The sequence below is a fragment of the Streptomyces subrutilus genome, assembly GCF_008704535.1.
GTDB classification, from domain to species: domain Bacteria; phylum Actinomycetota; class Actinomycetes; order Streptomycetales; family Streptomycetaceae; genus Streptomyces; species Streptomyces subrutilus.
This window is the reverse complement of the sequence record NZ_CP023701.1, coordinates 1,716,284-1,729,088: the sequence shown is the minus strand read 5'-3', so window position 1 is coordinate 1,729,088 and position 12,805 is coordinate 1,716,284. Positions and strand designations below refer to the sequence as shown.

Genomic DNA, 12,805 nt, shown 5'->3' with positions numbered 1-12,805 from the left:
GGATCCGGCTGTAAATTCGCGACGACCGCTACACGCAGTGGATTTGGGGGGACAACATGACGTGGCACGTCACACTGGAGGTGCGGCGCGACACCCAGGAGCCACTCGGCTCCCAGATCGCCGACCAGCTGCGCAGGCAGGTGGAGCAGGGCCGGCTGGCGCCCCGCTCCAGGCTCCCGTCCAGCCGCCAGCTCGCCCAGGACCTGAAGGTGTCCCGCAGCGTCGTGGTGGAGGTGTACGAAAAGCTCACGGGAGAGGGCCTGCTGGAGTCGGTCCGCGGTTCCGGCACGCGGGTGGCGGCCCATGCCGACACCCGGATCAGGAAGCCCGTGGTGCTCGTCGACCGGGTGATCCCGTCGGCCCGGTTCAACCTGCTGCCGGGCACGCCCAACCCGGCCACCTTCCCGCACCGCGAATGGATGGCGTCCTACCAGCGGGCCGTGACCACCGCCCGCTACCAGGGACTCGGCTATCCGCCGCTGCTCGGCGTGGAACAGCTGCGCACGGAGCTCGTCGCGTACCTCGGCCGGGTCCGCGGCGTGCTGGGACACCCGGACAACACCATGGTGACGGGCGGGTTCGCCCACGGTCTGGGCCTGATCTGCGCGGCCCTGAGCGAGCTGGGCATCGACAGACTGGCGGTCGAGGACCCCAGCCACGACCGTCAGCGCCAGTTCGTCGAGGAGAACGGGATCCGGACGCTGGCCGTGCCGGTGGGGCCGGAGGGGGTGGAGATCGAGCAGCTCTACGCCAGCCGGGTGCGGGCCGTCCTGGTCACGCCCTCGCACCAGTTCCCGCTCGGCGTGCCCATGTCGCCCAACCGCCAGCAGGAGCTGGTGCGGTGGGCGCGGGACACCGGCGGCTGGATCATCGAGGACGACTACGACGGCGGGCTGTGGCTGGAGCACCGCGGACGCCACCTGGCGCTCCAGCCCGCCGATCCCGAGCGGGTCATCTACGCGGGCACGGCGAGCAAACTCCTGGCTCCCGGCCTGCGGTTGGGCTGGCTGGTGCTGCCGCCGCCGCTCACCTCGATGATGGAGGCCATCCGGGTCAGGCGCGACCTGGGCGGCGACGGCCTGATGCAGCTGGCGTTCGCGGACTTCCTGCGCAGCGGCCTGCTCGACGGGCACCTGCGCAAGATGCGCACGCGCTACCTGGCCCAGCACGCCATGCTGACGCAGGCCGTGGAGCAGTACCTGCCGGCCGCGACCCTGGTCGGCCCCGTCGCCGGGCTGCACGTCCTCGCCGCGCTGCCGCCCCGTACCGACGAGGAGCGCCTGGTGGCCGAGGCGCTCCAGCGGTCCGTCCTGGTCAAGGGCAGCAGGGCGTACTACGACGATCCGGCCACGGCCCGGCCCGGGCTGGTGCTGGGGTACACCGCACTGGGCCGGTCGGGCATCTCCGAGGCGATCCGTCGCATCGGGGGTGTGTACACCCGGCAGTCCGACGGGACGCGGCCGACGGGTCCCGTCAGTTGAAGGGGGAGAGCGCGGGACGGGACCGGATCCAGGGGCTGAGGACGGTGCTCGGCCCGAAGCGGTGCTGCGGGATCAGCGACCGGTCCGTGTCGAACAGCCTGTCCTGGTAGAAGCTCCGCAGGTACGGGGCCCCCGAGGTGCCGCCCGAGCCCGTGGCCTCCGTGGGCAGGTAGCGCAGCGCGACCCCGTAGTGGATCTTCCGCCAGGCGAACAGCTCCTGGTCGAGGCGGTGGGCCGCGTCCAGCACCCGCCGCCCCGGCTCTCCCGCCGGCACCCGGCGCAGCAGTTCCCGCAGCGGCTCGAAGTCCGGGTTCTGGTACATCAGGACGTAGGCGTTCTCCGTGGCTTCGGCGAGTGCGCCGGTCTTCTCCGGGTGCACCCCGAGCAGGTGGATGTGGAGCAGCTGGGTGGGGAAGGCCTGGACGGCGCTGGCGTCGCCGGTCGCCTCCCGGAAACCCTGGAAGTGCTCCACGGGCATCGTCCTGCGCATGACAAGCAGGGCCTCGGTCTGGGCCGCGGCCAGGTCCGCCGCGCGCCCCAGGCACTCGGCGGCGTACTCCCACCGCCCGCCGCGCAGCCACTCCGCGGCGGACATGACCCGGGCGAGCACCCCCCACGTGGTCGCCTCGACGAGGTGGATCACCCGCAGGAAGGTGACCTCGTCGTGCTGCGTGGTCTGGGGCAGCACGGCCAGGTGCTCCAGGACGTTGGCGGGGCCGTGCGGCGTGAGCACGTAGTCCCGCCAGTGGTGCGGTGGTTCGGGCGCGGCGGTCCGCAGCGCGGGGGCGCGGCCGACGGTCAGCGAGACCAGCGCCCCGAGCCGTGCGATGCGCTCCGTCAGCTGCCCGTCGGAGGGCAGGGCGTCCTGCGCCCACTTCTCCGTTCCCTCCAGGGTGCGCCGCTCGTACGCCCGCCAGCTCTCCGCCGTGGCGCGGATCGTCTGCCAGCAGGCCCGCTCGACGGCCCCGTCGGGGGCGTGGCTGCGGGTGCCGAGCGTGTGGTTGAGGAGCCGTACGTTGCCGTAGGGCTGGTAGCGCTTGCCGCGCCGGTCCAGCGGGCCGCCGCCGCGCGAGGCGACCTCCTGCGGCGCCTCGCCCTCGGGGAGGGCCAGTTTCCACTCGGCCTGGAAGACGAGCTCGGCGAAGCGGAGCATCGTGTACTCGCTGCGGCTGAGCCGGTCCCGGTCGAGGGCGAGGAGGACGACGACGTCCTCATACGCCTCGGCCATCCAGGCGCGCAACGCCGGGTCGAGCAGATCGCGCCCCACGGCGCGGGCGTTGCCGATGTAGTCGTTCAGGTCGAAGTCGAGTACGGCGCGCAGAGTAGTGGTGGTGCGCATCGCGCAGTTCCCCCCAGATCGCTTGTGGCGCTCATGAGTTGCATGGTGCGGCGGGTCGGCCGGGCCGCGGGTTCGCGGGGCCGCGGGTCACTCGGAGAGGGCCGCCACCGGACACGGAACGCTCTCTCCGTGCATCGCGAGCCGGTCCAGGACCTCCAGGCGGCTCTCGGTCTCGGCCGCCAGCGCCCTCGCCGTGCCGGCGAAGTGGTCTTCCAGCTCGTCCGGGGTGAAGCCCGTCCGGTCCCCCCGGCCCCCTCGCGCGTGCGGCCCCCCGGCCGCACACCACGTCCCCTCGGCCCTCGTCACCATCGGCAGGGCCAGCCAGGCCTCGCCGAGCCGGTCGTTGACGAACGAGGCCGCGGCCCGCGCGGCGGCCATGTACCGCTGCGGGTACGGGCCGACGACGTCGGTCGCGCCGACCATCAGCAGCTCGGCGACCCGCGCCGCATCGAACTCGCCGTCGCAGAGCGGGACGTCGGGGGGCGGGACGTCGGCGCGGAGCGCTCCGACGGGAAGCGCCTCGCCGCGGAGGGCTTCGCCGTGCAGGGCTTCGCCGTGCAGGGCTTCGCCGTGCAGGGCTTCGAGCTGCCGGGCCAGCGACACCAGTACCCCGACATCCGCGGCCCGGTAGAAGTGGGTGCCCTGCAGGGTGCACCCCGCGGCGGTGAACCGGGCCACGACGGCGCGCTGCTGCTCGGGCGTGCCCGAGACGCGGACGTAGACGCTGCCGACGTACTGGCGCTGCCAGCGGGCCGTGGCCGCGTACACGTCCGGCTGCCCGCCCGCGGACCCGCCCGCGCACCCGCCCGCCTCCGACTCGTCGACGCACACCAGGATGCGCCGCTGGTGCCGGCTGGGCAGCGGCTCCTGAGAGGGCTGCTCGCAGCCGGCGCCCGGGAAGCCGGTGGTGCCGGTGGTGCCGGTGGTGCCGGTCACAGACTCACCTCCAGTACGTCGGGGACGGCTCCGGAGTCCCGGAGGAGATCGCGCAGCAGCCGTACGGCGCCGTCGAAGTCCTCGGCGCCCAGGCCGGGCGCGTCGTACACGGTGAAGACCAGGTGGCGGGAGCTCTTGGTGACGCTGGTCCGGCGGTCGGGACCCTGGAGGACGGAGGCGACGATCGCGGCCCCGTCCCGGACCACGGGCTCGTCCCGGGCGCACGTGACGGTGGAGCGGAAGCCGGCGAAGGTCTCGCCCTGCTCCGCCCAGTCGAAGTGCAGGTCGCCGTCGATGGCGTCGGCGTCCTGGACGCCCATCAGCACGCCGGTGGTCAGCTCGGCGTACAGCAGGGCGTCGACGGCCGGCCCGATCGCGGGCAGCCCTTTGCGGCGGGCCGTGGCGATCTGGCCGGGCAGCGGACAGGTCACGCCGTGCGCGTCGAACCACCGGGCGTAGACCCCGGCGACCTCCGACGCGCGCTCGAACACGTCGTCGGACCGCAACGCCAGTTCCTGGCGCCGCAGTTCGAGCAGGGCGCCGAAAGCCGCGGTGTCCACCGCGGCCACGACGGCGGTGAATCGGGTCAGCTCGGCCGCTCCGGACGGCTTCTCGCCTGCGCTCAGTGCTGGGGCTTTCAAAGGGGTTTCTCCCGGTTCGCTTGCTGGGCGCATCTCGCTTGATCATTGCAACAGCCGGACGCGGTCCCCCCAAGTCCACCGGAGACGGTGCGGTCCAGGCCAGTCCCACTATGTGGACAGATGGGACCACGATTCGAGCGCAAAGCGCAGGCGGCAGAAGACAGAAGGCCGACGGGCCCCAGCGGGACTACGGCTGGGTTCGGACCGGTCACGAAGCAAGCCGGCCGGCCATGCCCATGCCTGGCGCACCGGCTCGACACCATGAACAGGACGCTGCCCCGACAAGACCGCGCGGGACCGCCGAGCGGCAACGCGCGCGGTCGGGCAGCGACAGGGCAGACCAACGGCCGGGCGGTGGGGAGTCGTCTCCAACGGGTTCCCGCGGCGCTGCGCGGCGGATGCCAAAGACCTGGTCAGGGCTCGTCACGGGCAGCACGGCCAAGGCGGCGGTACGAGGAGACCGTCCACCACATGACGTCTCCCCGGGCGCCCCCGCCGCTCCGTACGGCTCTCCATGTGGGAGACGCCGGAGCCCCCCCGTGCACAGCCGCTGGAGCAGAGCGGAGCAGGCCGCGCCCGCCGCCCATCCCGACGCTCTACATCACGTACGAATCGATGCGAACCACCGTCAGTTCTTGCGGACCAACGGTTGCCCGGCGAAGCTCACCCCGGCCAGGCCGTGGGCCATGAGGTTGCGGATGTTGCCGTGATCGCTGTCATCCGGCGTCGCCAGCACGCTGCGGTAGTACTGACCGAATGCAAGCAGCGCCTCTCGATCGCTCAGACCTTCCAGCAGGGCCAGTCCCAGCGCCTTGCAAGAACCCTCGTTCTCACCTGCGGCGTTTTCCAGTTCTCCGTTGCGGAACGCCTGCGGCTGGTACGTGTAGTGCGCGGCGATGAAGGCCAAGGTGTCGGCGAACTCGTGCTCACCTGACGCAAGGCTTGCCCGCAACGAGGTCAGATCGGTCATGTCGGTTCTCCCGGTTTGAACGGACGAGCCGATTGCCGTCCGCGACCGGGCGACACTACCCCTTGACGCCCGACCGGTCGGAAATCGCGTGCCCCGTCTGCCCGCGCGCCATCTCCGCAGGTCGCGACGTGCGTCCGTACGGCTGCGCCCTCTCCCCAGAGGGCCGTGCGGACGGCTTCCGCAGGCGCGCGAGAGGCAAGTCGATCAACGGTGCCGATGTGCGGTCTACAACCAGTCACGCTTCTTGAAGACGAGGTACAGGCTCACGCAGACCACGGCCATCAGCAGGATCGCGAAGGGGTAGCCGGCCGCCCACTTCAGCTCGGGCATGGTCTCGAAGTTCATGCCGTAGATGGTTCCCACCAGCGTGGGTGCAAACAAAATGGCCGCCCAGGAGGAGATCTTCTTGAAGTCGTCACCCTCACACCGCTGACCTGCGGAAACCGGCTGCAGAGACCCTCTGGTCTGCACCGATCCGTCTTTCCGGCCGTTTCGCCATGCTGCCCTTTGATGCGGTCGATTCTCCCCAGCCGCTCCCCAACGAGGCTTCATTCTCCCCAGATTCTCTCCATCGGGGGTGGTCCTTGAAGGGTGAGTGCCGCTGGTCGGGACCCGCGATCCGCGTGTCAAGGCAGGGCTACGCGGAGTAGTGATTGCGAGGCAGGAGCGGGGCGGCTGCTTTCGGCTTGGCGGTGCATGAGGTCGGGTGCGGCGGCCCCTTCGCAGGGGGAACGGTCCCTCCTGGATGCCGCCCGCTCCTGGGGTCGGCGGCGATGTTGCCGAGGAAGAGGTGTACGGCGCGGTTCGGGGCGGACGTGCGCTCGTACCACCGCTCACGCAGCTGCTCGCGGAGGTCGGCCTCACCGTACTTGCGCAGGAACTTCCGGTAGGGCTCGCCGGCCTCCCAGCCCCTGAGGGCCGTGTCGTGGCTGGGGCAGTCGTCGCCCGCGCAGCGGAAGGTGTGGCGGAACTCCAGGCAGGACCCACTTCCGGCGCGGCGGGCGGAGGTGGTTGGTGGCGGAGTCGGTATCGCGATCAACACTGCGCAGGAAGTGATCTCGCCCTGCAGTCAGAACTCCCGCAGCAGCTTCGGATTGCTGGTGACGCCCCCTTCTCACCAGTGAGCCGGAGGCCATCGACCCGGCCGCGGCCGACCCACTCGTCGATCAGTCGGCTGTCCACCGCCTTCGCCTGCTGCGGCTTGACCACCTTGACAGTCTCGGTCTCGGATCACGTGCCACTGGCCATTGGGGCATCTTCCTTGATCGACACATGCACTGAACGACTTGGTGCTCTTGGTGGTGTGATCGGGCGAAGTCACATACCCCGTCACTCTCGATCGATTTGTCCCGAGCGCGATTGACTCCGGTCACGGCAAGGAACAGGCAGAGCACAACGGAGGGCGTAAGAGGCAACGGGCAACACCGTCGAACCTCGATCCTCAAGGTAGGCCTCGTGTCAAACTCGCTCTCGGATGCGAAGCGATGGGGCTCCGATACGGCGGGTGTTCGCCATAGGTCTTCGTGTCGACCGGTGAACGAGAGTTCCACGTAAGGGCTACGACCCTCACGTTCGCTATTCAAGGGGAGGCCAATAATGAGTGCAACTTCACGTTTCGGCCCAGAACTTCGTCGCTTACGACAGGATGCGGGACTGACTCTGACCGAGTTCTCCGTGGCGCTCAACTACGACAAGGGGTACCTCAGCAAAGTCGAACGCGGGGAGCGTTCTGCGTCCCCCGAGCTGGCCCGGCGGTGCGACGCTTTCCTCGGCGCGAACGGTGAGTTGCAGCGTCTGGCAGCCCGCCCCGAGACCGAATCGGACACCACCGAAACCGCCGCCACCCCGAGCCCGTGGCTCGTCGGGCGCCGGGAGGTTCTCGCGGCGGGTACGGGAGCACTGATCGACCTCGGACTGAAACTCGGCGGTCAGGCGTTCTCTGCCACCGACCCCCTCCTTCCCTCCTTCCGCACGCAGTTCGACCAGCTACGAATGCTCGGCCAGTCCACCGCGCCAAAGGTCTTGCTTCCCCTGCTGGAGGCCCAGACGCGCGCGATCGCCGCGCTGGCCGCCGACACCCCGTCCGCCACTCGGGCCCCCGCGCTCCTGCTTGCCTCGCGGTTTGCGGAGTTCACCGGCTGGATGGCCCAGGAGGCCGGAGACAGCGCCGCGGCACTCGGCTGGACCGGTGAGGCCGACGGACTGGCACGCGCAGGGGGCGATCCGTACCTCGGTTCCTACGCGCTTGTGCGCCGCGCCCTGGTCACGCTTTACGGCGGGGACGCCGCGAGCACCGTCGCCCTGGCCCGACGGGCGCAGAGTGACAAACTGCCGCCGCGCATCCGGGGACTCGCGGCCCAGCGGGAGGCGCAGGGGCACGCGCTAGTCGGCGACGAACTCGACTGCCTCCGCAGCCTCGACAGGGCACGGGAGCTGCTCGACAGTGACGACGCCCGCAGCGGCGCCGGCCCCGTTATCGGCACCACCAACGTGAGCGATCCGGCGGCGATGACGACCGGCTGGTGCCTGTACGACCTCGGTCGGCCTAAGGCCGCTGCCGAGGTCCTTGACCGGGAGTGCCGTCGCCTCCCGCCGCACGCGCTGCGAACCCGCGCCCGATTCGGCTTCCGCAGGTCCTTGGCCCACGCGGCCTCCGGGGAGGTCGAACGCGCGTGCGCGATCGCCGGGGAGCTCTTGGCGGTGATGCCGGCCGTACCCTCGGCGACGGTGAACAGCGATGTCCGGCGTCTCGCGCGGGAACTCTCCCGGTTCCGGAGCAGCCGGGCCGTACACGATCTACAACCGGCGCTGGCACGGGTGCTCGCCCCCGCGCACGACTGACAACGACTCCACGACCGATACGGGCTCGAGCCGCGCGTCTCGCCGGACTGCCCGGTCCCTCCAGATCCGACGACCCCCGGCGAGACCCTCCAGTCCCCGCCTGATGCGTCGGGCTGCGCCCCGGCTTCTCGGGGTTGCCCGCGGTCAGTGACCCGCCGGGCCGTGCGCATCCGTAGGCCCTCCCGTGGACGCCATGCCGTCGCACGGTCGGGGCCTCACCACCCGGGTGGACCAGGGCCGCGAAGCCCCGGTTCACAGCCCCCGAACTCGTACCCATTCGGCACTGTCTTCCGTCTGCCTCCCACGAAGGGAACCTTCATGCCCAACGTCTTCGTCAACTACCGCACAGGCGACGAGGAATCAGTGGCGACCATGATCGCTCGGGAGTTAGCCCGGCGGTTCGGCAGCGAGCGGATCTTTTTCGCCAGCACCTCGATCGCGCTCGGACACCGCTTCCCAGCGGAACTGGTCAGGGCGGTGGAGGAGTGCGAGGCGCTCCTAGCCGTGATCGGCCCGCGCTGGGCGGAAGTACAGGGGGAAGGCGGCCGCTCCGCCCTCGAAAGCGACCAGGACTGGACCCGTCGTGAGATCCAGACCGCGCTCGACCGAGGGATTCTCGTGATCCCAGTGCTCGTCGGAAAGGCCACACGGATCGACCACGCCGTCCTCCCGGACGATCTGCGGGAGCTGGCGGACTGCCAGTACCGGCGGTTCGACCACCGCAACGCAGAGTCGGACCTGACGGCGATCGGCGACGCCCTCGGCCGACTGCTGCCCGAGCTGGGCGCAGTGGACCGCGACCTCCGCGCTGCGCGGGAGCGGGTAGAGGCGAAGCCCCGCAAGAAGTCGGCCCAGGACGCCGGGCACACCAGGATGCGGACGCGCGATGTCGAGCAACGCGTGCGAGGCGGTATCGGAAACCTCAATGGAGACCTGTCCGGCACTTTTGTCAACGAGCCGCAGGGGCCGGTGAACACCGGTCGGGGACACCAGTACAACGCGCCCCACTTCCAGGGTGACAACACCGGGGTCCAGTTTACGGCGGGCGACAACAGCGGTACGGTCCACCAGCGCATCGAGCGCGAGCGTCGGCGCTCGGACGACGGACGATGACCGAGCAGGACCGCGTCACCGTCAATGATCCGCGCGGCCCGGTGAACAACGGTGAGGGGCACCAGTACGTCTTCTACGGCGCCGGCGCGGACTGGATGATCCGTAGAGGGGTCGAGTCCCTCAGGGTCGCCCGTGAGGATCGGAAGCGCCTGGCCGACCGGTTCGTTCGACCGGTGGGCTACCGCGTTGCTGCCGAACGCCTGGAGAAGCCGGGGTCGGTGGTGCTGCTGGAGGCGCCGCCCGGCAGTGGCCGCCGCGCAGCGGCGATCATGCTGCTGCACGGGCTCGGTGAGGACGAGGGCGCCGACGAGGATCGCGTCCGGTTCGAGGAGCTTCCCGCCACGGACAAGGACACGGACACGGGTACGGAGGGGAGCCCTCTCGCGCCCGACGAGGGGGACCGGTTCCTCCTCGACCTCTCTGGGATCGCCGACGAGGAGGCGTACACCAAGGCCCAGCGCCTCATGGCCCTGCGTCGTTCACAGGTCCAGGAGGCGAAGGCCCATTTGGTCGTCGTCTTGCCGGCGGGCATGGATCACGCCCATTCGCCGGACCTCGAACCGGACAGGGTGACGCTGCGGCGCCCCCGGGGCGTTGCCGTCGTCACCCGGTACCTCCGCATGGACCGCATGCCCTTCCGCTCCGCCGACCTGCGGAGCGACGACCTTCAGCGCCTGTGTGACCGCTCGCCCATGCGGGAACTGGCGCGGCTTGCAGGGCTGGTCAGGTCCGCTCGTGAAGACGGTCGGTTCGGCGCCGATTTCGCGGGATGGCTCGACCAGGCGATGCACGCGGTCACTGATCGTGCCGGTGAAGTGGGCAAGCAGGTGACGACGGTCCGCACCGCGCCCGAGCGGGCGCTACTGCTCGCGACGGCGGTGTTCGAGGAGGCCCATGCCGACACCGTCTACGAGGCGTGGCAAGGCTTGATGAAGACGGTGAGGCACGAGGAAGAGGCGACCACTGAGCTCGCGGGGAGGGACTTCGGGGAGCGGTTGGAGGCGCTCGGGATCGAGCGGGATGCTGACGGAGGGCTGCGCTTCGGGCGGCTGGCATACGCCGACGCCGTACGGACGTACTTCTGGGCGAACTTCCCCGGGGTGCGCGATGAGCTCAAGGACTGGATCGGTCATGCCACCGGTCTACACGGTCTGACCACCGACGACAGAGTGAACGCCGTCGTCCGCTTCGGCGAGCGGTCTCTGGCCGTCGGTCGGCCCGACCACCTCTTCGACCTGGTGGTGCGCTGGACGGATCGTGCAACCGGAGCATCGCGCGACCCGCGAGCTGTGGCCGCCCTCGAACTCGGTCTTAGCCACGAGAGGTTCGGGGGGTGGTTCCGCAGACGGATATACGAGTGCGCGAGGTCCGGCCCCTTATCGGATGGGCTCGCCCGCATCCTGACCAACGCCTGCCTCCAGAGCCTCGGCGAGACGCACCCTGATCAGGCGATGGTGCGGCTCCACCACCTCGCTGTACGGAAAGGGGCGGCGGCGGGTGAGGCGCGGGAGGCAGTCCTCGACCTCGCCGGCCGCGACCGTCGGCTCTACCGACTGCTCATCGACCGCCTGCGGGAGCGGACGGGCCGGGTGCCGCGCGAGACGGATCCCCATCTCGGCCTGCTTACCGAGCTGTTGAACAGTGCCCGGGCACCGGACCCGCCACCATGGCCGGACCTGTTCCTGGGCTGGGAGGCGGTCTTCTCCCAGCCGCCGACGGACCTCTGGAACCTGCTGGCGAATAGCTGGCTGAACGCAGTGGCTGGCGACAGTTCGCGGGAGATGGCGCTGGACTTGATGGTCAGGGCGACGCACAACCGCGCGGTCGCCCTCCACCGCCTCTACGCCATCGCTTACGACTGGGTGGGACCCACGCGCCACCCGTCGAGGGAGGCTGTCGCCGCCCTCTTCTGGCGGCACATCGACCACGCGCAGTACGCCCGCACGCAGAGTACGGGTGGCGGACCACGGACCACGGAAGAGGCACGATGAAACATCGCTTTCCCAGCCTGCTGTTCGTCGCTCTCTGCGGCCTGGCACCGGCTGCGCTCGGGAATCTCCTGCACTGGTCGGCGTGGTTGTGGGGCTTCATGTGCATGGTCACGGCCTCGGGCTCCCTACTGCTCGTGATGATGGCCCCCGGCCGTGGCAGCGCGCCGGTCGATCCGCACGAGCCCAGGGAACCCGAGCCGCCCGCGGCGCCGTCGGAGCAGCCCTACGAGGAGACGCGGGTGGTCGACGCGGCACTGCCGAGCTCGGCGGACGGCTACGACTTCCTCTTCTCCGCAACCGTGTGGTGGAGGCCGACTCCTGGTTTCGACAGCTACTCTGACGGCGCCTCCCCGGCCCTAGCCGTAGCCTCAATCGTCAGCCGGGCCTTGGCGGTCGTCCACCACGAGGAGCCCGGTCGGGCGAGCTTCGCGCGGTATCTCTTGGAAGGGGAGCTGGGCGTCCCGCTCCCGGACCGGAGCGGACGGGTTAAGGCCCTGGCGGCGGATGTGACGCTGACCCTCGCCCCCGCTGATCGTGAGCGGCTACGGAAGCTGAGCGACCTTCGCAAGGATGAGGAAGTCTGGGAGTACGAGCGTCATCACGAGCGCAACAAGCGACGCTATCTCGGTGACGACGTGCTCAAGAGTGCTGGCAGCGCGGTGGTGTGGTGGCTGGCCCGACACGAGAACGAGATCGAGAAGGCGGTCGACATGATCGGCCCGCTCGCCCAGATCGCGGCGGCTGCCAACGACGAGGAGGTGCCCGAGCTCTTCCGTCACCTGCTCGTGCCGCCCGTGGGTGCGCGAACCGAGGCGACCGTCGGGGGCCCGCTGTGGGACGGGCACAGCCAGGAAGGAGGAGCATTCAACCACGAGGAGGAGGTGGGGGTTTCGGACCGGCTACTCCTGTTGCTGGCGGCGGTGGGCCTGAAGCCAGACATGGATGAGTACACGGTGTTCGTGCACCGTGTGGTGCGGAGCCTGGAGGCGGCCGGGCTGGACGAGGCCGCCGAGGAGATCAGGCGGACTCTCCTCCCTACGTCCGACGAGGGCTGGGGTGAGGGGCCGGAGGGTAGGGCTTCAGACGAGGGGGACAGCACCGGGACTTGGTCGTCGCACTTCTCGGGCCCCGAGGGCTCGCAGCCCACCGACGCGGGTGCGGCCACGTTTACGCCGGGCGCGGCGGCGAGCGACGCGGGTGAACGGAACCAAGGCTGGCAGGCGGCGGCTACGGACGATACGCCACCTCCGCACTCCTGGGATACCTTGCAAAACCCGCACGGACCCGCAGCGCCTCACGCACGGGACACGGACGACGAGGGCGGGAGCTGATCTGGTAGCCAGTCGGCCCTCAGAGGCTCCCCCTCACAGCATGCCGCGAGAGGGCCTTCCTACCCTGAGGAGGGGTCTAGTGGTAGTTCGCCAAGCAAAGGGTTCGGCACCTGACAAAGGCCGAAGAGGCCACGCAGTCAACGCGACCTCGCTCACCCGCTG

The 12,805-nt window shown here is 70.2% G+C and carries 9 protein-coding genes and 1 pseudogene; 5 read left to right on the top strand and 5 right to left on the bottom strand.

Annotated elements, in window-relative coordinates:
• Positions 1-56: 56 nt before the first annotated feature.
• A complete protein-coding gene (pdxR, locus tag CP968_RS07515; protein WP_150517253.1) occupies positions 57-1,481 on the top strand; it encodes a MocR-like pyridoxine biosynthesis transcription factor PdxR in 1,425 nt (474 codons plus the stop codon).
• On the opposite strand, the gene CP968_RS07510 is transcribed toward pdxR, so the two are convergent.
• The 5 genes and pseudogenes from CP968_RS07510 to CP968_RS07490 all read right to left on the bottom strand — a co-directional run.
• Complete coding sequence (locus CP968_RS07510; RefSeq protein WP_150517252.1) at positions 1,474-2,820, bottom strand: hypothetical protein; 1,347 nt, start codon at positions 2,818-2,820, stop codon at positions 1,474-1,476. The genes pdxR and CP968_RS07510 overlap by 8 nt on opposite strands.
• A gap of 87 nt (positions 2,821-2,907) precedes the next feature.
• The gene (locus CP968_RS07505; RefSeq protein ID WP_150517251.1) at positions 2,908-3,756 is read right to left on the bottom strand and encodes a hypothetical protein; all 849 of its coding nucleotides are present in this window, start codon (positions 3,754-3,756) and stop codon (positions 2,908-2,910) included.
• The gene (locus CP968_RS07500) at positions 3,753-4,397 is read right to left on the bottom strand and encodes a phenylalanine--tRNA ligase beta subunit-related protein (RefSeq protein ID WP_167536773.1); all 645 of its coding nucleotides are present in this window, start codon (positions 4,395-4,397) and stop codon (positions 3,753-3,755) included. The genes CP968_RS07505 and CP968_RS07500 overlap by 4 nt, the downstream gene beginning before the upstream one ends.
• Positions 4,398-5,025: 628 nt before the next feature.
• Positions 5,026-5,367 carry a HopJ type III effector protein gene (locus CP968_RS07495; RefSeq protein ID WP_150517249.1) on the bottom strand — a complete coding sequence of 114 codons (342 nt, stop codon included), beginning with the start codon at positions 5,365-5,367 and terminating at the stop codon, positions 5,026-5,028.
• Positions 5,368-5,592: 225 nt separating this feature from the next.
• Positions 5,593-5,778: pseudogene (locus CP968_RS07490) on the bottom strand (CorA family divalent cation transporter); the annotation flags it as partial.
• Between the two features lie 1,263 nt (positions 5,779-7,041).
• Here CP968_RS07490 and CP968_RS07485 point away from each other — a divergent pair.
• From CP968_RS07485 to CP968_RS07470, 4 genes are all read left to right on the top strand, one after another.
• Positions 7,042-8,208 carry an NsdA family TPR-like regulatory protein gene (locus CP968_RS07485; protein WP_483030220.1) on the top strand — a complete coding sequence of 389 codons (1,167 nt, stop codon included), beginning with the start codon at positions 7,042-7,044 and terminating at the stop codon, positions 8,206-8,208.
• 318 nt (positions 8,209-8,526) lie between these two features.
• Complete coding sequence (locus CP968_RS07480; protein WP_150517247.1) at positions 8,527-9,321, top strand: toll/interleukin-1 receptor domain-containing protein; 795 nt, start codon at positions 8,527-8,529, stop codon at positions 9,319-9,321.
• Positions 9,318-11,312 (top strand): hypothetical protein, encoded by a 1,995-nt coding sequence (locus CP968_RS07475; RefSeq protein WP_150517246.1) that lies wholly within the window; start codon positions 9,318-9,320, stop codon positions 11,310-11,312. Before CP968_RS07480 ends, CP968_RS07475 begins: the two co-directional genes overlap by 4 nt.
• Complete coding sequence (locus CP968_RS07470) at positions 11,309-12,643, top strand: hypothetical protein (protein ID WP_150517245.1); 1,335 nt, start codon at positions 11,309-11,311, stop codon at positions 12,641-12,643. The genes CP968_RS07475 and CP968_RS07470 overlap by 4 nt, the downstream gene beginning before the upstream one ends.
• The last annotated feature ends 162 nt before the right edge of the window (positions 12,644-12,805 follow it).